Here is a 19,453-nt window from a genome sequence, read left to right on the forward strand (position 1 = left end):
CAAACAAAACATATCTTTATGGGTTTTATAACTTTAATTTCTCATTAGTATCCTAGAAACCTTGTAGAGACGTTCCATGAAACATCTCTACATTTTTTTTCATTAGATTGTTGATCAAAAATATTACCAATATAAGTAAGTTGGCATCAAAAAACCAAACTCTGTAAAGAAACGTAAAATCGCTGAAAACCTGTTCCCTGTTCCCTCTTCCCTGTTCCCTCTTCCCTATTCCCTCTTCCCTATTCCCTGTTCCCTCTTCCCTGTTCCCTGTTCCCTGTTCCCTGTCACCTGTCACCTGTTCCCTGTTCCCTGTTCCCTGTTCCCTGTTCCCTGTTCCCTGTTCCCTCTTCCCTCTTCCCTGTTCCCTCTTCCCTGTCACCTGTTCCCTGTCCCCGTGGCGTAGCACCTGTCACCTGTCACCTGTCACCTGTTCCCTGTCCCCGTGGCGTAGCACCTGTCACCTGTTCCCTAGTCAGTGAATATGTAAGAAAATCTGAGCAACCGTACAAGTCGCTCAGATTGATTGATTTTTATTCCGTCTGTGTCGGGATTAACTACAAACCCAAAAATTACTTTTTCGGAAATCCGCTGAAAATCCAACAAATTATACAAATTATAATTTTATTTAATAAAAGCTTGACTAATTAGCTATCAATCAGGTATTATATTAGATTGTCTGTCTAATTCCGGCTCGGATCAGGTAGACATACTGCAAAAGCTGGCAAAAGCTGTAAATAATAGCGTCTCTATAAAAGATTATAGCCAGCTACCTGTACGGCAACCTCAAGGACGATTTAATGACCTACGCAATTATTGAAACTGGTGGAAAACAAATCAAAGTAGAAGCAGGTCGTTTTTACGACATTGAACTACTCAACGCCGAACCAGATGAAAAAGTTACCATTAACGCTGTATTGCTTGTAAACCACGACGGCGCACTTTCCATTGGACAACCTTTGGTAGAAGGTGCAACAGTCGAAGGGACAATTATGCGACACCTGAGAGGTCGCAAAGTCCTGGTGTATAAGATGAAACCTAAAAAGAAAACCCGTAAAAAACGGGGACACCGCCAGGAAATTACCAGATTTTTGATTAATTCTATCAATCTCAACGGCGAAGTTTTAGCTTACGAAGCAGCCCCTACTGGTGCTGAAAGTCCAATTATTGATGCTGACTTTGTGGAAGAAACCGCAGAGGAATCATAAAAATTGATAATTGATAATTACCAATTACCAATTACCAATTACCAATTACCAATTACCAATTACCAATTAAATTTTCCCAGCCTAAACTAGACAATTAGCGGACTGGGATTCGTAAAGTAAATAAAAAAGAGGAAACCATGGCTCATAAGAAGGGAACAGGTAGTACGCGTAACGGTCGTGACTCAAATGCTCAACGACTAGGTGTAAAGCGTTACGGTGGACAAACTGTACGCGCAGGTAATATTTTGGTTCGTCAACGTGGTACTAAGGTTCACCCTGGTAACAATGTGGGTATTGGTAGTGATGATACCTTGTTTGCTTTAGTTGACGGTGTAGTTACCTTTGAAAGAAAGGGTAAAAGCCGGAAGAAAGTTAGCGTTTATCCAGTGGTGGTAGCAGAGGTAGAAGCGTTAGCAAGCTAGTTAGTGATTAATCATCTGGCTAAAAATTGTAGAGATGTTCCATAGAGCGTCTCTACAAGATTTAAAGTAATTAAGATGGGGTAGTTCATATATAAAGCTTAATAAATGCGCCCAGTGCTAAACCTACGACTGCAAAAAAGGATATACAGCCAAAAGCGAGCGCTGGTTTTAAAGCAAGTGTTTGGAAATCTATTCTGGCTAAAATAGTCGCGCACAAAATGAGTAAAATGTCAAGAAATACCCGAAACCAGGCAACCATCAGAAAAAATAGGAAAGCTGCTAAGATAGCTACACCAAAAGCCCTAGCACTGGACTTGAACAAGGTACTGACATACTCGTTTATTTTTAACCAAGGGTTGGTAAAACAGATTAGGGACAGCAGGATAGTTACCACGGTTATCAGCCATATATACCAAGGGGCTTTTTCTTCAAATATCATCCAGCCCAATGTACTGTAACTCAGTAATACGAGTGTCAGGGAGAACCAAGGGATCTTTTTCAAGATTGACATATAGCAGCAGTCAAGAATAAAACAGAGTGAATAAATGTGAAAGTAATGTGAAAGTAATGTGAAAGTTCTGTACCTTACTCAGTTACAAATCGTAATATACTGGTATTTTGAATATCGGTTTCATTCATTATTTCACAGATTTACCTAACCCATCAGGTTTCTTGATGGTAAATTCCACCCCTAATTCCATTTTGAGAGAATAAAAATCAACATTTGGTTAAATATGTTGATAAATATTTGTAAACTGTTAGCAGTTGAGTAGCCAACTGGCATATCATTAAGGATTGATCATGAGACAACTTGTTATCGTCGAGCGTATAAGCCTAATTGGTCATATCGTTTCTATGGTATTTGGACTGCTGGGGATATTAATTGTGATTCCCAATGCTGAATTGCTTGTCAGCTTATCCGCAGCAGGTGAGACCGTCATGCAGTGGAGTATGGCAGGTGGTGGTGTGGTATATATGATTTTCGGGGCGTTGGGAGTGTTCCTCTATGCTTACCGAACTTTGGGTTTGGCACGCACTTTAGGATTTTTAATACCATCCTTATCAATTTCCCTAACTAGTGAATTATTAGGAACTAGTACAGGCTTTCCCTTTGGAGGCTATAGCTATTTGAGTGGCTTAGGTTATAAAATTTCTGGTTTAGTACCTTTTACAATTCCCCTTTCATGGTTTTATGTAGGATGTGTATCTTATGTATTAGCCCGTGCGGGTTTACAAGTAGATAAAAAACCTAGCTTGTTTCGTCAAATTGGTGCAATTGTTTTAGGTGCTTTACTACTCACTTCTTGGGATTTTGTCCTTGACCCAGCCATGAGTCAAACTTCCCTGCCTTTCTGGTATTGGCACGAACCAGGCGCTTTCTTTGGTATGCCTTACCAAAACTTTGTCGGTTGGATGGGTACTGGTGCTTTATTCATGACTGTAGCGGCTTTATTATGGAGTCAAAACCCGATTAAATTAGACTCTTACCAATTGAATGTACCTTTATTAGTTTATTTAGGTAACTTTGGTTTTGCCACAGTCATGAGTTTAGCCGCTGGGTTTCCCATTCCTGTATTACTAGGTATAGCACTGGGTGTAGCTCCGGCTGTGCTGCTGTGGTCTAAAGGTTCTAGCGCACCTGCAACAGTGAATATGGAAGCAGCTACTCAGGAAGTTGCTGTTACTAATGTGAAGGTTGCTTTTAAGTAAGTAAGAGAGACGAGGAAAGAGGGAGAAGAAATTAAACTATTTACCTCTTTCCTAATTACACGGTCAAATTCCCATAATTTAGATTAATTTACACAAATTGCGAGAAGATGTAAACTAGCTACTTTATACAAAAAGTCAAGGTTAGAATTGCTAAATATTATTCCTCTCCTCCTGCTACTGGTCCAAGTCCCCGCCACGGCGATTTTACTTTCTCGTTTACTCAAAGGACCAGGACGTTATCCAGCTTTAAAACCACAACAACCCACACCAGAACTTTTGGGAACTGTGAGTGTGGTTGTGCCGACACTTAACGAAGCATTACGAATTAGCCCGCTGTTAGCCGGTTTAAGTCGCCAAAGTTACGAAGTTAGAGAAATTATTGTTGTTGATAGTAAGTCACAAGATGGTACTCCCGACCTAGTGAAAACCGCAGCATTAACAGACCCCCGCTTTAAATTAATGACAGATGATCCCTTACCTGCCGGCTGGGTTGGTCGTCCTTGGGCTTTACATAATGGCTTTTTATTTACTTCCGAGGGCAGTGAGTGGTTTTTGGGCATGGATGCAGATATTCAACCCCACCCCGGTTTAGTGGCGAGTTTGGTGAAAACTGCGATCGCTCAAGGTTATGATTTAGTATCTTTATCACCGCAATTTATTCTCAAATATCCGGGAGAATGTTTATTACAACCAGCTTTGTTGATGACATTACTGTATAGATTTGATCCTACGGGTATTTATACTGAACAACCAGAACGGGTCATGGCTAACGGCCAGTGTTTTTTGTGTCGTCGGTCTGTGTTAAAGGCTGTGAATGGTTACAGCAGCGCTAAAGGTTCTTTTTGTGATGATGTCACCTTAGCCCGGAATATTGCCTCTCATGGCTTTAAAGTAGGCTTTTTAGACGGAGCAAAGGTGCTAAAGGTGCGAATGTATGAAGGGGCTTTAGAAACCTGGAAAGAATGGGGACGTAGCCTAGATTTGAAAGACGCAACTTCCCGCGCTCAAGTTTGGGGTGATTTATGGTTATTATCTGCGGTGCAGGGTTTACCCCTATTGATTTTACTGGGTTATTTCCTGTTTCCCCCTTTGCTTCCCTCACTGCCGGCACTGCTATTGTTAGAATTAAATATATTTTTGGTAGTGATTCGTTTTGCTTTATTATTAGCGATCGCTCCTTCTTATGATCGTCAAAATGCTAATGGTGGTTGGTTATTCTGGCTTTCCCCCTTGGCTGACCCCCTAGCGGTGCTGCGAATCTTTTTATCTGCCCTCCGCACTCCCAAAGAATGGCGCGGGCGGAAATATGGTGATTAATGTCATTTAGGGCGTTGACCGAGGGTATCGCTCTTTATTCCAATTTATCTTATTGGGGAGAGCGATCGTATTTATTAGAAAATATTTTGGTTCTTAAAGAACACAGGCTATATAATTAGTATATCTGTCAATTCTCTACATTTATTTGCTCTATGGATTTATTAAACATCCGCACCAAAGTAATCACAGAAATTAATCTCATTCCCGAAGATAAATTAGAAGAATTATATAATTTTATTCATTATTGGCGATTGAATGGAGAATCATCTCCAGGTTCACTAGAACAAACTATGCAGTTTGCTGGCTGTTGGAATGATATGTCAGATGAAACATTTGCTAATTTCAGTGAAGAAATCAACATCCGTCGTCAACAGGCATTTTTTGAAAGGAGAAGTGATGAAACCAGCTTTGATTGATACCAATATCTTATCATTATCACAACAGGAACTCATCCAGCCGTCAATTTTTCCGATAAGTGCTTAAATACCCAAAGTTCAGGAGATTAAAAAAGGAGATAATTAATCATCATGAAAACATCAATCAGTATTAATCCAGCTTATGAAGAAATAATCAACTTTCTCGCTGCTGGCATAACATCTCAAAGTTTAGTTGAATTTCAAGTATCAGAAACAGTAAAAGAAAGAGTATCTGATTTGATTTTTCGAGAAAAAACTGATGGAATTTCTTCAGAGGAAAAATCAGAATTAGATCATTATTTGATTCTAGAACATTTATTAAGACTAGCAAAAGCTAGGGCTTATGATTTTATTCACGAAAAGGCTTAAAATTCAATTATGGAGCGTCCTTATTTAAATCTAGAACTTCGCCGTTTAGTTGCTCAAAGAGCAGATAATTTATGTGAATATTGCCTGATTGCTGAACATGATACTATTTTAGGATGTGCCATTGATCATATTATTAGTATCAAACATGGTGGCTCATCAAATATAGATAATCTAGCTTATTGTTGTGTTTATTGTAATCGGTTTAAAGGCAGTGATATCGGTTCAATTATTATAGATAAAAAAGAATTTGTGCGTTTTTATCATCCTCGTTGGGATAATTGGGGAGAACATTTTAAACTGAATAATTCTACTATTGAATCTCTCACAAATATAGGACAAGTGACGGCTAGAATTTTAGGGTTTAATGATCAATCTCGTTTATTAGAACGTCAATTACTTATTGATAATAAAAAATATCCTTCTCTTTTGGCAATGAGAAGAATGAAGGATTAATGCAACGTCTTCCAGATTATTGAAATTGCGATAATTATGCTGGTGGTAAAATGAGTCGTTGGATAACTAATTCTGGATTATCTAAGAATGGATTGATTTGGTTAAAATCAAATATTCCATTGGCAATACCTCTAGCATATTGATGAATTAAAACTTTACAATGGACTGGGTTTGCAGGTTCTATTTTATCTCTATCAAGGAAACGTAAACGTGGGACAATCCTCAGCGTTCAAGGTTTAAATAAACTTGAGAAGGCGATAAAAATTAGGGAATATAGTGAAAATAACAGCAAGCGATTTACCCTTGATCATCTCAGTAGTCAGACTGGCTTAGATTCTCATACTTTATGCAAAATTTTTAACTGCAATGTCAGAGTTGATAAAAAGTCTCTAGTCAAATGCTTCAAAGCATTTAATCTGGTGCTAGAGGCTGATGATTATCAATCACCTCTTTCCGTCCCATTAGTCAAACCAGAAACACACTCAACACAATTTATCCAACCTCTACAGCCTCAAATTCAGCCTGATGGGGATTATAATTTAGCCCCCAAGGTCTCGGTTTTCTATGGACGCACCGCTGAACTGGCAACATTGAACCAATGGATTCAGGTCAATCGCTGTCAATTAATCATGGTCTTAGGAATGGGAGGTATGGGTAAAACCAGCCTCATAGCCAAGTTAATGGCAGGTTTCACCAACAGCACAGATTTGTCATCATCAGAATTTAAGTATGTCATCTGGCGATTCCTACGGAGCGCTTCGCTATCGCTTCATCACGCGCCAACAGTAGAAGAAACCTTAACTGATCTAATTCACATCCTCTCACACCAGCAAGCCGTTGATTTACCAAAATTTCCAGATCAATTAATATCAAAGTTAATGCAGTATCTCCATCAAACTCGTTGCTTGCTGGTTCTGGATAATCTAGAATCTATTCTGCAATGGGGAGGAGGGGGATATTATCGGCCAGGGTTTGAAGGTTATGGACAACTGATTCGCACAATTGGGGAGTCTACCCACAAAAGTTGTTTAATTATCATCAGTCGAGAACCACCGATCGCATTCAGTGTCCTAGAGAAAAAAGCTAATTCAGTTAAATTACTGATCCTGAAAGGGTTGCTTCCTGAAGACGGACTCAAGATTTTCCAGTCAGAAGGCATTGACGAAACTCAAGCAGAATGGCAAATATTACATAATGACTATGGCGGAAATCCCCTGATACTGAAAATTGTTATCACCACTATTCATTTTCTATTTTCTGGCAAAATTGATCTTTTTTTAGCCCAGGGTATCACCGTCTTTGGCGATATTTACGATTTATTAGATCAACAATTTCAACGCTTATCAGATTTAGAAAAAACCGTCATCTATTCCTTAGCGATTCACCGCCAACCCCTATTCATGCCAGAATTACTAAACAAGATCATTCCTCCTGTCACTTCCCAAAAACTGTTAGGAACGCTAGAAAGCCTAAAATTGCGATCGCTCATTGAATGCAACTCTGATGGATTTACAGTGCAAAACGATCTGACAGAATATGTCACCAGTCAATTTGAATCATAGAGAACAGAGATTTCTATTTTTTGACAAAATATATAATTGAATGGCATGGTCGGAAATATGGCGCGTAATTAATTAGTCGCATTTCGGCATACTCATTGACCACATACCGCTATATCATGCGATTAAATTCTCATTTCATCTTACATAAATTTATGACATTGGCAATTTCCATCAACAATAGTCACCGTCTAGGACTAGAACCCCTCGATATGCCCCACCGTCTATTACTAGGTCCGGGTCCTTCTAACACCCATCCAGAGGTACTACAGGCGATGAATACCACACCCGTAGGGCATTTAGATCCGGCTTTTTTAACCCTGATGGATGAGATTCAATCTCTGTTACGCTACGTATGGCAAACGGAAAACCCCCATACTATCGCTGTCAGTGGCACGGGTACAGCAGCAATGGAAGCCTCTCTAGCTAATTCTGTAGAACCGGGTGATGTGGTATTAATTGGTGTAGCTGGTTATTTCGGTAATCGTTTGGTAGATATGGCGGGCAGATATGGCGCAGATGTAAGAACTATTACTAAGCCTTGGGGGCAAGTTTTCAATTTGGAGGAAATTAGCACCGCAGTAGCTACCCATAAACCAGCAATTTTAGCTTTAGTTCATGCAGAGACTTCCACCGGTGCTCGTCAACCTTTGGAAGGTGTGGGTGAGTTGTGTCGTCAGCATGGTACGTTATTATTAGTAGATACCGTGACTAGTTTAGGTGGTGTTCCCATCTTTTTGGATGAGTGGGGTGTTGATTTAGCTTATAGCTGTAGTCAAAAGGGTTTGGGTTGCTCTCCAGGTGCGTCACCATTTACTATGAGTGGGCGAGCAATGGAGAAGTTACACAAGCGGCAATCTCAGGTGGCAAACTGGTATTTAGATATGACATTGTTGGGGAAATATTGGGGTACTGACCGCACATATCACCATACTGCACCGATTAATTTATATTATGGTTTACGGGAAGCTCTGCGTTTAGTGGCAGAAGAAGGTTTAGCAAATTGCTGGCAACGTCATCAAAAGAACGTAGAATATCTTTGGGAAGGATTGGAAGATATGGGTTTAAAAATGCACGTTGAGAAGGAATACAGGCTACCAACTTTAACTACTGTCTGCATTCCTGAAGGCGTAAATGGTAAGTTGGTTGCACGCCAATTATTACTTGAGCATAATATTGAGATTGGTGGCGGTTTGGGTGAACTTGCTGGTAAAGTTTGGCGTGTGGGTTTAATGGGTTTTAATAGTCGTCCTGAAAGTGTGGATAAGTTAATAGCCGCCCTGGGAACCATGATATCTAACTAATTAGTGCGTTGGTATAGCAATTCCCTTGAGACTAGACATCTGGTGAAAATTAAATGTGCGGTTTCTAGAACCATTGTAGAGATTTGACCTGACTAGGTTTATCTCTCTACAATTTTTACCTCCAGATGTCTATTGTCAACTGTACTGCATTAACAGTAATTCCTCTTTGCGCTTCTGAGCGAAACAAAAACCGTGGTTCATTTACCCGAAAATCGCTGTATGTTACCAATGCTGACAAAAAATTAGTCAATTAAACAAAATCAGGATGCAAATTTTGATTTTTCGTGTTAAATGGTGAGTATTAACGAAATTTGTTAACTGAGGATGATATCTAAACAGGTGTCAATCTTAAATCTAGTGAGAAGTGAACATGAGTAATATTATTCTTGGTAAAAATTTTTTAGCCTTACCAGGTATTGCGGCTTTAGTAATTTTAGGTGGTGGGCATTCCGTAAATGCTCAAACAGTGTCTGAAAAAACACAATCATCTAATCAAGTAGCGCAAGCGGACATTGAAGCAGCTATACCCAATCAAAATCAAACTCCTGGTAGCTATATCGGTATTGGTACTAACATTGGTATAACAGGCGGCTCTTCAGCCTTGAGTGATGGTAATTTCAGCTTCATGAGTAAAATTCGTTTTACCAAATCTCTATCAGCTAGACCGTCAGTTATACTAGGAACAGATACAACATTTCTTGTTCCTATCACCTACGACTTTTCTGTTAAACCAGCAGATCCACTGACCACCCCTGTAACTATAGTTCCGTACATTGGAGTAGGTGCAGTCATTCAAACTGGTGATAAATCTGAAACTGCTGTTTTAGTCACTGGTGGTGTTGACATACCTCTCAATCAAAAATTTACCGCCACCGCCGCCATAAACACTGGATTTTTTGATACAGTTGATGTCGGTATTTTACTGGGAGTTGGTTATAACTTCAAAGGATTTTAGGAGATAGGTTGCTTTTTATTCATATTTAAACGAATTAAGCAATTTGCAAGGAAGTTTAACTTCCTTGCAATACTTTTATCAGAAAACGCCGTAATACCCCATCCCTCTACAGGGTGGGGATGTAAGGCGGGTAAAAATTAAACACCCTTCAAGCGATATTAAGCGCAGCTTAATCATGAGAGAGGGTAGTTTCATTTTTACCAATCTTAGAGGTTGGTGAATTTCCTAAAGAATGTTAGACTCAAAATAGGTCGGGATTGGGAATAGAAGATGATTGTTTTTGAATTTAAAGCCAAAGGCACAAAGCAGCAATATCAAAAAATTGATCAAGCTATACGGATAACCCAATTCATCCGTAATAAGTGCTTGCGCTTTTGGATGGACAATCAAAATGTTAAATATTACGACCTGAATAAACACACTGCGGTATTAGCTAATGAATTTGATTTTGCTGATAAATTAAACTCAATGGCTAGACAAGCAGCAGCAGAAAGAACTGCTTTTGCAATTAAGCGATTTTTTGATAATTGTAAAGCAAAAGTTCCAGGTAAGAAGGGTTATCCCAGATTTCAAAAAAATAACCGTTCAGTTGAATATAAAACAAGTGGATGGAAACTTTTAGATGACTGTAAGCACATTACTTTCATGGACAAATGTGGTATTGGTCAGTTAAAATTAATTGGAACTTGGGATTTACATTTTTACCAGATTAAGCAAATAAAGAGAGTTAGGATAGTTAAACGTTCTGACGGTTACTATATCCAGTTTTGTGTAGATGCAGAACGGAATATTGACATCAATGCCACAGGTAAAACTGTTGGTTTAGATGTTGGTCTTAACAGTTTCTACACTAATTCTCAAGGGGATAAAATTGATAATCCTAGGTATTTGCGGAAGTCAGAAAAGTCTTTAAAACGACTACAAAAAAGAGTTAGTCGTAAAAAGAAAGGTTCTAATAATCGCAAAAAAGCTATTAACCGTCTTGGTAGAAAACATTTGCAAGTATCACGTCAGCGTCAAGACTTTGCTATAAAGACAGCATTGTGCGTAGTTAAATCTAATGATTTAGTGGCGTTTGAAAAACTGCAAGTGAGAAACATGGTTAAGAATAGCAAATTAGCCAAATCAATTAGTGATGCTGGATGGTCATTGTTTACTCAATGGTTAGAATATTTTGGTAAAGTCTATGGTCGTGTAATTGTATCAGTTGCACCACAATATACTTCTCAAAATTGTTCTAATTGCGGAGAAATAGTTAGAAAATCCCTATCAGTTAGAACTCATGTTTGTAAATGTGGTTGTGTTCTCGACCGTGACCACAATGCTGCAATTAACATTCTCACTAAAGCACTAAGACAAAGTGGCTATGATTTAAGTACCGTCGGGCGGACGGAAACTAATAACGCTTGTGGAGAGATGACCCTCTACCCAGACTTGGTAACAAGTTTGGGTAAGGTTGCTCGTTGAAACAAGAATCCCCGTCCCTCTATAGGGCGGGGAGCGTCAAATACTCTATTTAGGACTTACCTTGTCAATTACCTTGATTTTGCCATCATCCCCCACAGTCCAAACATCGTAAGTACCAATGACATCACCGTTAGTATCAACATCTACATCACCGCTTGCGCCTTGATAGTTGATTTGTTTACCTTCTTTTAGAAGCTTTAGCCCTTGACAAACATCACTTACTGGTGTACCCTTACCAGCAGCTACTTCTCGCAATTTACTAGCAATAGCCACCCCGGTATTTTCCTTAGCGGCTTGGGCTGCTAATACCAATAAGGCCGCAGCGTCCCAGGCTTGAGGGGCGTATTCTCCTGGAGAAGTACCTTTTTTATCTTTCCAAAGTTTATTAAAATTTTCTAAACCTTTACCACTAGAACCGGGAACTGTACCAATTGCGCCAGATAAGATATATTTACCATCCTTACCTTTACCAACTTGATCAGGGAAACTATCGGATTTTACACCGTCTGTGAGTAAAATTTGTACACCTTTGGTAACACCCTGTTGATAAGCAGCTTTCAGGAATAAACTACCGGTTTCAGCATACAATACGGCTAAAACTGCATCTGGTTTACCTGCAAAAGCGGCAGATGCTTCTGTATCAAAGGTTTGAGCCTTGGGGTCGTAGCGAATAGGCTTATCTTTATTAACTACTGTACCACCTAATTTCTCAAAAGTTTGCACAAATGCTTTTTCAAAACCCACACCATAGTCATTATTAATGACCACAGTGGAAACTCGTTTAAAGCCTTTTTTCTTAGCGAGTTGGGCTAAAGCTAATGCTTGGTAGGTATCAGGGGGAGCAGTCCGCGCCCAAAAGCCTTTAAAGTCGCCTTTTTGAGCTTTGTCAGTAAATACGGGGCTAGTGCTACCAGGAGAAATCAGCATGACTTTATTAGGTACAGCTACAGAAAGCGCCGCAGTGGAAACACTACTCGCAAAAGAACCGACCACACCACCAACTTTATCTAAAGTTGCTAATTTAGTCATACCCGCAGCGCCCGCTTTAGGGTCAGTTTGGTCGTCTACTTCTACCAAACTGACTTTTTCACCATTGACACCTCCACAAGCGTTAACAGTTTCCACCAGTAAGGGAACAGAACCAACCATTTGTTGTCCAATAGAAGCCAAGTCACCAGTGGTGGGTAATAAACTACCAATTTTCAATCCTTTAGTATCACTGGTTGTAGTCTTAGCTGTTGGTGAAGCGGTACTAACTTCCGTAGACGGAGGTTTAGGACTTTCACAAGCGGCTAAAAAGAAACCACTGGCTATGGTAGCTATACTTAAAGCTAGAGAGACACGAATTTTCGACATAGTTAGTCACACTCCTCAGATATTTGGAAGACTTGATCTAGTTAAATTGATATCAAGTGCTTCAACCGCAAATAATAACATCCTGATGACTTACTTACCAGAAATCAATTTAAACTCTTATTTCTCCCTGTCCTGGAGTGGTTGGTTTTTCCATAATTCAAACACTAATTTTTTCGCCGGGGTGAGGACTGATCACCTTAGTTGTTAAATTGTTATTTTCTAATAAAGTCTGAAATTCTGTCGTATTTCCCCTAGCTTGGAGAAATTTTACCAATAGTCCCTCAAAGAAAATATCCCCTCCGGCTGCGGTAGGGAGGATAAATTGAGGCCTTACAGATTTTACCACATCTAAAGCGCTATTCATACCTTTGATAATCGGACCGAGTAGGGGTAAACTCAAATCAATGATAGGTGTAATTACCACGTCAATGGGTGCTATTTCTTGCAGTTGCGGGGAATGATAGCCATGGGGTTCATAATACAATGTAGAATTATTGACTAAATCTTTCAGCAGATAACCATTTTCTAATAAAGTAGGTCCAATGGGAGAACCCAGAACAGCTTTAATTTCTATTTGCTGATTTAAAATGAAGGTTTGGCCATGTTGAAGACTGATGATTTGTTGATAACCTAGTTTTTCTACCACTTTAGCCGCATTGGGAGAAGCAACAACAGGAATGTTTTTGTCAAGTTGCTTTAAAGTGGGTGGGTGTGCGTGATCTTCTAAACCCTGAGAAAGCAGAATTAAATTTATATTATCTGGTATTGACCGATCCTGAGAACGATAACCTTTGAATAACCAATCTAAATTGTTAAAGGTTAAAGTACCAATTAACCAGGGGTCAATTAGTATTCGCTGTTGACCAATTTCAATTAACCAACTATTGCTATCTAACCAAGTAAGGTTCATATTATACAAATCCTCAAATTTTAAATTGGACATTGGACATTGGAAATGATTTACTGTCCCGCTAACATCTGTAGAACTTTATCAAAGTTATCTAAATTACCAACCATGCGCCGAATTGGATGAGGCCAAACCTTAACCAAGGTAGGAGTAGCAGAAACTTGATCAATTTCGGCCTGTTCTGGATTAGTGAGAACATCAACTACTTTAAGAGTATAAGGATACCCTAAAGATCGTTCTAATGATTCGTGCAAGTTTTGTAAAATTTTTTCAGTGGTTATACTGTGTCCAGCAACAAACAAGCGTAAAACAAAACCTGGAGAACCTGGGATATTTTGGGGTGCAGGTTGTGTAGTCATAATTGGTTGCTGATACTGTGAGGGAGAATCAGTTAAATCTAGACGCACAATTAAATCATGATCTTGCCACAGTTGAGGAAATGCAGCACGATAAGTTGATAATACCAGGCGATCGCACAATCCATCTTGCCAGGCTGCTGATTGCCAGATTAAATCCCCATCCCCAAAAATCGCATTTAGCACAGCTTGATGACGCATGACTGCGGGATAGGCCTCCGCAAAGACTTGGACTTTTTGAGTCCGAGGATTTAACCAATGATCAATAGTTGCAGTATAACAAGGAACTAAAAAATGTGGCGGTTCTGGTAAATCCAGGATTTCCTGCAAAGCCGCACACAGATTTAAATGCCATCTTCCTTGTTTACTAGGATCAATACAATAAATTAAATCTCCTCCAGGTGTAAACAAAGCAATACCCTTGAATAACTGAGGCTGAGATAGTTTGTCTACATTCAACTTAGTCATTGGTTAGTGGTCAGTGGTCAGGTGTTTTTAGGGGTTTTTATGAGTTTATTCATCAGTATATCAGTATAATTGCAAATCACCAGGACAAAAAACAGGGAACGGAAAAATCTGTTAGATCAAGCCCACGAGACTTGTTTAATTCATCTGTTGATCAATTAGATAAATTATGAGAAACAATACGGTTTTATATAAGAAATATTAAGCATCTAGGCAATCCAAGGGCGGGGATCAGGTTCTGGTTCTCATCTACCGTTAGTCCATATTTCTAAAGGCATACAGCCAAACTTATTTCCTTTCCTGTGGGCATATCTGGCTTCTCATTCATAAGCACAAAAAATTAACTGTAAAGTTTAGTAAAGAAATGCTCATTTTGGTGCTAAGGTTTTATATACTAAATTTCACTGAAACAAAATCGGTTTATTCGCCTCCCAGCGATAAATAACTGAAATTTAAACTTGCTGTGTATTTAGGAGGAAAAGTCATGGTTTCTGCTCAAAGCTCTAATCTGGTTCAGACCCACTCCTTGTTAGTGATGAAAAGCTTTTTAATCTGGACATTTACATTGGCAGTGTGCTTGTTAGTCGTCGGTTTTCCACTGGTTGTATTGATGGCTACAATTGGATGTCTGTTGTCTATTGTGTTACAATCCGTAATGCCCGCTAGTGCAGTTTTAGTTGTGGCAGGTGGTTTAGTAATGCTTAATGTTATGGCAGTATTAATTGCTGCTGGAGTTCTCACAGCTAAGGGTATTCATCCTAAGCAGGTAAAATGGTTAAGCTGGCTACATGGTGAAGCTGAAAAAACCCAAACTACTGTTTATGCAGCTTGTCCTTTAACTTGTGAAATCAACCAATAGTGATCATTCGCTAAAACTTGACAAAAAGTACATCTGCCCGGTTCAGCCGGGTTTTTTAATTATGTATCAATAGCTTCTTAATTGTATGTGTTTGGGAGTATTGATACTCTCCTTACCTGACTTCGTTACTTCAATAACCAAATCAACCATATTCACAGGATAATTGATTTACGCCTGTCCATACCTGTATTTTTACGTTACTTTTTAAATATAAAACGTTGCTAATACACAACAGCGTAAATCAACCACCCATACCTCTGAGCAGGAATCTTTAAAATAACTAAAAAGCTTGATTAATCAGCTTTTTAACTACAATCCTGCTTCACGTGGACATACTTTGATCATTTCCAAGGGGAAGAGAACAGCAATTAACATCGTTTAAACAGACTTTACCCCATTGTAAAGCCCAGCGAACTAAGGCCACACGGTTATCAGTCTTAGTTTTAGTGAGAATATTGCTAATATGGTTATCAACTGTCCGTTTGCTAATTTCCAGCTTTGCTGCAATTTCTTGGTTAGTTAAGCCGGTGGCCACTAAGTCGATAATTTGCATTTCTCTGTCTGACAGACTAACATGGTTTCCAGACTCACTAGCAGCCATTACTTACTATTCCTCCCTTAGTATATGTACTCAAGTCTTATTCCTTATTCTAGAAGATTTTTGCGGAGGTAGATAGTTTTAAATGTTACTAATACTACTAATGTCAAAATTTTCTTTTGATTTTAGGTTTGTAGTCATATACACTACAGATAAAAAGTATTGATTTTAACTAGAATTAATTGAAAAGCTGTCAAACTAAATATATAAATTAAATATATAATGCCCCATAGAAAATCAAAAACGCAATGATTAATCCCCGTGTTCTATGTCTTGGTGAAGTCCTATTTGATTGTTTAGCTGATGAATTGGGACTTAAACTAGAGGAAGTGAAATCATGGACTCCCTACCCAGGAGGAGCGCCGGCAAATGTGGCTTGTGCTTTAGTGAAGTTGGGGACATCAGCCGGATTTATGGGCGCAGTGGGTGAGGATGAATCAGGGAATACACTGATAAAATTACTAGAAACGGTCGGCGTAAATACAACTGGTGTGCAACGTCATCCTACAGCACCAACGAGACAAGTATATGTAGTTAGGGATTTAACAGGCGATCGCACTTTTGCCGGTTTTGGTAAATATGATACTTCAGAATTTGCTGATACCCGCCTCCAATCTACAAAATTACCACCCGCGCTGTTTGATGAAGCTGACTTTTTGGTGCTAGGAACTCTAGAATTAGCCTATCCTGAAAGTGAGCAAGCTGTATTACGAGCTTTAGAATTGGCAGAACAATATGACCTAAAAATTATTCTTGATGTCAATTGGCGACCAGTATTTTGGCCAGATGAAAATACAGCCAAGACCAAAATTCAAGCTTTATTAGGGAGATTTGATTTTATCAAATTGACCAAGGAAGAAGCGCAATGGTTATTTAATACAATAGATCCTGGAGCAATTACTTATAGACTCAATTCTTTGGAGGGAGTTTTAGTGACAGATGGTGAAAATGGTTGCACCTATTGTTTAGGGGAGAATGAAGGTAAATTACCAGCTTTTTCCGTGCCTGTTGTAGATACCACTGGTGCGGGAGATGGGTTTTTGGCTGGGTTTATCCACCAATTGCATCAAGTTGGGATTCACAGACTCAAAGACGCGGAAACCGCTAGAAAAATTGTCACCTATGCCAGTGCTGTGGGAGCTTTAACTACTCTTAAACCAGGTGCGATCGCTTCTCAACCCACTGCTGCGGAAGTTGATGCTTTTGTGAGTTCTCATCAACTAGCCTAAAGCCTTTTTAATCTTTTCTACAATTACTTCCGGGGCTTGGGAAACATCAAAACAAATACAATTATCTGGCTCTTCAAGGTCATTAAACTGACTTTTGAGGAGCTTTTCAGTCATAAAGTGATTTTTCCGGGCTTTTAGCCGATTTTCAATGACATCAAAAGACCCCTTGAGGTAAACTAACTGAATGCGGCTATCAATTATCAGCATTTGACGATAACTGGTTTTGAGTGCAGAACAGGCCAAAACAACATTTTTGTTTTCTTGTAGCCAATTTTTGATAGCTGTTTGCAAATCTTCTAACCAAGATATTCTATCACCATCATTGAGGGCAATTCCTAACTGCATTTTTTCAATGTTTGCTAGTTTATGGAAGTTGTCAGCGTCTCTAAATTCCCAGTTGAGTAATTCAGCTAAAAGTTTACCAATTGTAGTTTTACCAGAACCAGAAACACCCATAATTAAAATTATTGAACTTAATTTGTTGATCAAATTAAACCTGCCATTTTTCTATTTCTGTAACTTCTTAGGACTTACGTAAGATGTGGCTGAACACCTTATTCTTGCGTAGGGGTAATTCATGAATTACCCCTACTTTCGGTTCTTTTTGCGTAAGTCCTGCTTCTAAACCCGTTGGCTGAGCCACTTGTTCTAGAGACATCCCATTTTGCCACAAATTCACCGCAATTTCTCTTAATTGAGATTCAGCTTTTTCTTCGGCTGTAGTTTCCAAAGCGCGAAGTTTAAAATTTTAAATCTTCAAATTTCATAATTTAATATAGCTATCACGTCTATATTTTTAGTTCTGCTAAACCTAAATAACGGATACCTGCTGGAGAAATATCAAACCGACATGGTAAAACTTCTAAACCTAGATTAATCGCTGCCCTTAATAATTTACCATATAGGGGATCTTTGCTGTCCCCAGGTGCAAATTCTAAACAATCATTCCGGTTAATAAAATATAGCATTACTGCCCGATTTTGGGGGAGAATTTCTATTAATTCCTGTAGATGTTTTTGTCCTCTGGTAGTTTCTGTGTCGGGAAATAAGGCTAAAGTTCCTTGAGACCAAGTTGTATTTTTCACCTCTAAATAAATCGGACGTTGTTGAGCATTTCCTGTTAAATAAAAATCAACTCGACTTTTGCGATCTTTTCCATAGACAACTTCACTTTTAACTTGTTCATATTCAGTTAATTCTGAGAATAAATGTTTCTCTAAAGCTAATTTGATGACACGGTTAGGTAAGGCTGTATTTACACCCACCCAAGTTGTTGCATGATCATTGACTTCTATTAGTTCTAAAGTATATGCTAGTTTTCGTTGAGGATTATCACTTTTAGAAACTTGTACAGCACTACCAATAGTAGAAACTCCTGTCATTGGTCCTGTATTTGGACAATGTGCTGTGATCAATTCTCCAGAATTTAATTGAATATCAGCAAAAAACCGCTTGTAGCGTTTGAGTAAAGTACCAGCATATAGAGTTGGGTAGTTATAAAGCCAATCTGTCATGATCATCAATTAGGTAGAACATTTACTCATATTAACTCAAAATCATTCCCAGTCTTGCTGACTAGAGGAGATTAGGAAAATAGGAATAAACCCAATACGCAAAATCATAAAATCTATATGTTTATCCATCACTAAGGGACAACTAAGCCACAAAGTCTAATTTTAATCATAAATAATTCGTTTTTGTAGTCAAATTTACGATATTTTTATCAAATTTGAATATAATGGACATTATAAACCTACCATTTTTGTCCAAATGGTAGCATTTACCAATACAAGGAGAAATATTCTATGCGAAAAGTCTCACTTGATAGGGAATTAGAATATGCTTTTCTGTTTACCCTTAGAAAAGTAAACTCCATTAATACCATAGGTTTTCAGCCATTTTTTGATAATTTACCAATTGATCCTTATATTAAGGGGAAATATCGCTCACGCAGGTTATCCAGGTTTCTAGTTTCTAGAGATAAGTTGCTCAAACTTCCACACGGATATCTATTACAAACTAGAGAACATAATCCTTTATTGGGAGGGATAAAAAGGGAGTTTTCAGAATTGGATAATGCACTCATAGAACTGGATATGTTTAAGCATCTGATTTTCGCATTCTGTGATTCTTGTAAACTAAATATAGAAGCAGAAATTGATGTTCATCAAATTAGAACTACCTGTTCACCAAATAATTTAGGAAATCCTGCTCCTGAAGGTATCCACAGAGATGGTAGTGATTTTATTGGTATTTTTTCCGCAGGAAGAGATAATATTGAAGGTGGAGAAACTCATTTATATGCTGCGAAAAAGGAAAAGCCAGTTTTTAACAAAGTTTTGCAACCTGGAGAAATAATTTTAGTCAATGAACATCAATTTTTTCATTTTACTACTCCCATAAGACCCCAGAATCCTGGGTTAGGAACTAGGGATGTATTTGTGATCAATTATCCTAGTTTAATCTCTGATTTTTAGGAAATATAAATGTTCTAGAGAGATTCATA

Annotated in this window: 23 protein-coding genes; 14 read left to right on the top strand and 9 right to left on the bottom strand. The window is 38.5% G+C overall.

The features are described from left to right. Positions 1-52 precede the first annotated feature (52 nt). Positions 53-379, bottom strand: coding sequence for a hypothetical protein (locus H6F62_RS10135; protein ID WP_190371953.1), 327 nt, complete (start codon positions 377-379; stop codon positions 53-55). A gap of 418 nt (positions 380-797) precedes the next feature. Here H6F62_RS10135 and rplU point away from each other — a divergent pair, with 418 nt between their 5' ends. Both rplU and rpmA read left to right on the top strand, forming a co-directional pair. Next, a complete protein-coding gene (gene rplU, locus H6F62_RS10140) occupies positions 798-1,205 on the top strand; it encodes a 50S ribosomal protein L21 (RefSeq protein WP_028085419.1) in 408 nt (135 codons plus the stop codon). A 137-nt stretch (positions 1,206-1,342) separates the two neighbouring features. Then, positions 1,343-1,627 carry a 50S ribosomal protein L27 gene (gene rpmA, locus H6F62_RS10145; RefSeq protein ID WP_028088939.1) on the top strand — a complete coding sequence of 95 codons (285 nt, stop codon included), beginning with the start codon at positions 1,343-1,345 and terminating at the stop codon, positions 1,625-1,627. A gap of 85 nt (positions 1,628-1,712) precedes the next feature. Here the strand turns inward: rpmA and H6F62_RS10150 are convergent, their stop codons facing one another. After that, positions 1,713-2,066, bottom strand: a complete 354-nt coding sequence (locus tag H6F62_RS10150; RefSeq protein WP_306420257.1) for a hypothetical protein — start codon at positions 2,064-2,066, stop codon at positions 1,713-1,715. A gap of 362 nt (positions 2,067-2,428) precedes the next feature. Here H6F62_RS10150 and cruF point away from each other — a divergent pair, with 362 nt between their 5' ends. The 9 genes from cruF to H6F62_RS10195 all read left to right on the top strand — a co-directional run bounded on the left by cruF (position 2,429) and on the right by H6F62_RS10195 (position 11,177). Next, positions 2,429-3,337 (top strand): gamma-carotene 1'-hydroxylase CruF, encoded by a 909-nt coding sequence (cruF, locus tag H6F62_RS10155; protein ID WP_137909320.1) that lies wholly within the window; start codon positions 2,429-2,431, stop codon positions 3,335-3,337. Between the two features lie 147 nt (positions 3,338-3,484). Beyond that, positions 3,485-4,654 (top strand): 2'-O-glycosyltransferase CruG, encoded by a 1,170-nt coding sequence (cruG, locus tag H6F62_RS10160; protein WP_190371954.1) that lies wholly within the window; start codon positions 3,485-3,487, stop codon positions 4,652-4,654. 152 nt (positions 4,655-4,806) lie between these two features. Further along, entirely contained in the window at positions 4,807-5,070 is a 264-nt protein-coding gene (locus tag H6F62_RS10165; protein WP_137909322.1) for a hypothetical protein, read from the top strand. A gap of 111 nt (positions 5,071-5,181) precedes the next feature. After that, complete coding sequence (locus H6F62_RS10170) at positions 5,182-5,439, top strand: hypothetical protein (RefSeq protein ID WP_137909323.1); 258 nt, start codon at positions 5,182-5,184, stop codon at positions 5,437-5,439. A gap of 9 nt (positions 5,440-5,448) precedes the next feature. Then, positions 5,449-5,892 (top strand): HNH endonuclease signature motif containing protein, encoded by a 444-nt coding sequence (locus H6F62_RS10175; protein ID WP_137909324.1) that lies wholly within the window; start codon positions 5,449-5,451, stop codon positions 5,890-5,892. Between the two features lie 419 nt (positions 5,893-6,311). Beyond that, positions 6,312-7,454: an NB-ARC domain-containing protein gene (locus H6F62_RS10180; protein WP_347238705.1), complete on the top strand. Its 1,143-nt coding sequence runs from the start codon at positions 6,312-6,314 to the stop codon at positions 7,452-7,454. 152 nt (positions 7,455-7,606) lie between these two features. Continuing rightward, positions 7,607-8,755: an alanine--glyoxylate aminotransferase family protein gene (locus H6F62_RS10185; protein ID WP_190371955.1), complete on the top strand. Its 1,149-nt coding sequence runs from the start codon at positions 7,607-7,609 to the stop codon at positions 8,753-8,755. Positions 8,756-9,125: 370 nt separating this feature from the next. Next, on the top strand, positions 9,126-9,710 hold the full coding sequence (locus tag H6F62_RS10190; RefSeq protein ID WP_137909679.1) for a hypothetical protein: 585 nt from the start codon (positions 9,126-9,128) through the stop codon (positions 9,708-9,710). Between the two features lie 270 nt (positions 9,711-9,980). Beyond that, a complete protein-coding gene (locus H6F62_RS10195) occupies positions 9,981-11,177 on the top strand; it encodes an RNA-guided endonuclease TnpB family protein (RefSeq protein ID WP_190371956.1) in 1,197 nt (398 codons plus the stop codon). A gap of 45 nt (positions 11,178-11,222) precedes the next feature. Here the strand turns inward: H6F62_RS10195 and H6F62_RS10200 are convergent, their stop codons facing one another. From H6F62_RS10200 to H6F62_RS10210, 3 genes are all read right to left on the bottom strand, one after another. After that, entirely contained in the window at positions 11,223-12,533 is a 1,311-nt protein-coding gene (locus H6F62_RS10200; RefSeq protein WP_190371957.1) for an ABC transporter substrate-binding protein, read from the bottom strand. A 157-nt stretch (positions 12,534-12,690) separates the two neighbouring features. Then, positions 12,691-13,443 (bottom strand): MBL fold metallo-hydrolase, encoded by a 753-nt coding sequence (locus H6F62_RS10205; RefSeq protein ID WP_190371958.1) that lies wholly within the window; start codon positions 13,441-13,443, stop codon positions 12,691-12,693. 50 nt (positions 13,444-13,493) lie between these two features. Next, positions 13,494-14,264, bottom strand: a complete 771-nt coding sequence (locus tag H6F62_RS10210; RefSeq protein ID WP_190371959.1) for a circadian clock KaiB family protein — start codon at positions 14,262-14,264, stop codon at positions 13,494-13,496. Between the two features lie 481 nt (positions 14,265-14,745). On the opposite strand from H6F62_RS10210, the gene H6F62_RS10215 reads away from it, so the two are divergent. Next, positions 14,746-15,120, top strand: a complete 375-nt coding sequence (locus tag H6F62_RS10215; protein WP_137908861.1) for a hypothetical protein — start codon at positions 14,746-14,748, stop codon at positions 15,118-15,120. A 322-nt stretch (positions 15,121-15,442) separates the two neighbouring features. Here the strand turns inward: H6F62_RS10215 and H6F62_RS10220 are convergent, their stop codons facing one another. After that, entirely contained in the window at positions 15,443-15,721 is a 279-nt protein-coding gene (locus H6F62_RS10220) for a LuxR C-terminal-related transcriptional regulator (RefSeq protein ID WP_137908860.1), read from the bottom strand. A gap of 245 nt (positions 15,722-15,966) precedes the next feature. Between H6F62_RS10220 and H6F62_RS10225 the strand changes: the two genes are divergently transcribed. Continuing rightward, positions 15,967-16,947, top strand: coding sequence for a carbohydrate kinase (locus H6F62_RS10225; protein ID WP_137908859.1), 981 nt, complete (start codon positions 15,967-15,969; stop codon positions 16,945-16,947). Here H6F62_RS10225 and H6F62_RS10230 read toward each other — a convergent pair. From H6F62_RS10230 to sfsA, 3 genes are all read right to left on the bottom strand, one after another. Then, a complete protein-coding gene (locus H6F62_RS10230; RefSeq protein WP_190371960.1) occupies positions 16,939-17,403 on the bottom strand; it encodes a gluconokinase in 465 nt (154 codons plus the stop codon). The two genes, H6F62_RS10225 and H6F62_RS10230, sit on opposite strands and share 9 nt — an antisense overlap. A 67-nt stretch (positions 17,404-17,470) precedes the next feature. Next, a complete protein-coding gene (locus H6F62_RS10235; protein ID WP_190371997.1) occupies positions 17,471-17,677 on the bottom strand; it encodes a hypothetical protein in 207 nt (68 codons plus the stop codon). A gap of 58 nt (positions 17,678-17,735) precedes the next feature. Continuing rightward, a complete protein-coding gene (gene sfsA, locus H6F62_RS10240) occupies positions 17,736-18,461 on the bottom strand; it encodes a DNA/RNA nuclease SfsA (RefSeq protein ID WP_137908857.1) in 726 nt (241 codons plus the stop codon). Positions 18,462-18,752: 291 nt separating this feature from the next. Here sfsA and H6F62_RS10245 point away from each other — a divergent pair, with 291 nt between their 5' ends. Next, complete coding sequence (locus H6F62_RS10245) at positions 18,753-19,424, top strand: 2OG-Fe dioxygenase family protein (RefSeq protein ID WP_190371961.1); 672 nt, start codon at positions 18,753-18,755, stop codon at positions 19,422-19,424. Positions 19,425-19,453 lie beyond the last annotated feature (29 nt).

The sequence above is a fragment of the Anabaena sp. FACHB-1391 genome (genome assembly GCF_014696755.1).
Lineage (GTDB): Bacteria > Cyanobacteriota > Cyanobacteriia > Cyanobacteriales > Nostocaceae > Dolichospermum > Dolichospermum planctonicum.

What these genes read in the sequence shown, in the direction of transcription:
- H6F62_RS10225 (WP_137908859.1), top strand. Translation starts at nt 15,967, where the DNA reads ATGATTAATCCCCGTGTTCTATGTCTTGGTGAAGTCCTATTTGATTGT.
- cruF (WP_137909320.1), top strand. Translation starts at nt 2,429, where the DNA reads ATGAGACAACTTGTTATCGTCGAGCGTATAAGCCTAATTGGTCATATC.
- H6F62_RS10200 (WP_190371957.1), bottom strand. Translation starts at nt 12,533, where the DNA reads ATGTCGAAAATTCGTGTCTCTCTAGCTTTAAGTATAGCTACCATAGCC.
- H6F62_RS10220 (WP_137908860.1), bottom strand. Translation starts at nt 15,721, where the DNA reads ATGGCTGCTAGTGAGTCTGGAAACCATGTTAGTCTGTCAGACAGAGAA.
- H6F62_RS10205 (WP_190371958.1), bottom strand. Translation starts at nt 13,443, where the DNA reads ATGAACCTTACTTGGTTAGATAGCAATAGTTGGTTAATTGAAATTGGT.
- rpmA (WP_028088939.1), top strand. Translation starts at nt 1,343, where the DNA reads ATGGCTCATAAGAAGGGAACAGGTAGTACGCGTAACGGTCGTGACTCA.
- rplU (WP_028085419.1), top strand. Translation starts at nt 798, where the DNA reads ATGACCTACGCAATTATTGAAACTGGTGGAAAACAAATCAAAGTAGAA.
- H6F62_RS10175 (WP_137909324.1), top strand. Translation starts at nt 5,449, where the DNA reads ATGGAGCGTCCTTATTTAAATCTAGAACTTCGCCGTTTAGTTGCTCAA.
- H6F62_RS10210 (WP_190371959.1), bottom strand. Translation starts at nt 14,264, where the DNA reads ATGACTAAGTTGAATGTAGACAAACTATCTCAGCCTCAGTTATTCAAG.
- H6F62_RS10170 (WP_137909323.1), top strand. Translation starts at nt 5,182, where the DNA reads ATGAAAACATCAATCAGTATTAATCCAGCTTATGAAGAAATAATCAAC.
- sfsA (WP_137908857.1), bottom strand. Translation starts at nt 18,461, where the DNA reads ATGACAGATTGGCTTTATAACTACCCAACTCTATATGCTGGTACTTTA.
- H6F62_RS10190 (WP_137909679.1), top strand. Translation starts at nt 9,126, where the DNA reads ATGAGTAATATTATTCTTGGTAAAAATTTTTTAGCCTTACCAGGTATT.
- H6F62_RS10165 (WP_137909322.1), top strand. Translation starts at nt 4,807, where the DNA reads ATGGATTTATTAAACATCCGCACCAAAGTAATCACAGAAATTAATCTC.
- H6F62_RS10195 (WP_190371956.1), top strand. Translation starts at nt 9,981, where the DNA reads ATGATTGTTTTTGAATTTAAAGCCAAAGGCACAAAGCAGCAATATCAA.
- H6F62_RS10230 (WP_190371960.1), bottom strand. Translation starts at nt 17,403, where the DNA reads ATGGGTGTTTCTGGTTCTGGTAAAACTACAATTGGTAAACTTTTAGCT.
- H6F62_RS10150 (WP_306420257.1), bottom strand. Translation starts at nt 2,066, where the DNA reads ATGATATTTGAAGAAAAAGCCCCTTGGTATATATGGCTGATAACCGTG.
- H6F62_RS10185 (WP_190371955.1), top strand. Translation starts at nt 7,607, where the DNA reads ATGACATTGGCAATTTCCATCAACAATAGTCACCGTCTAGGACTAGAA.
- H6F62_RS10215 (WP_137908861.1), top strand. Translation starts at nt 14,746, where the DNA reads ATGGTTTCTGCTCAAAGCTCTAATCTGGTTCAGACCCACTCCTTGTTA.
- H6F62_RS10245 (WP_190371961.1), top strand. Translation starts at nt 18,753, where the DNA reads ATGCGAAAAGTCTCACTTGATAGGGAATTAGAATATGCTTTTCTGTTT.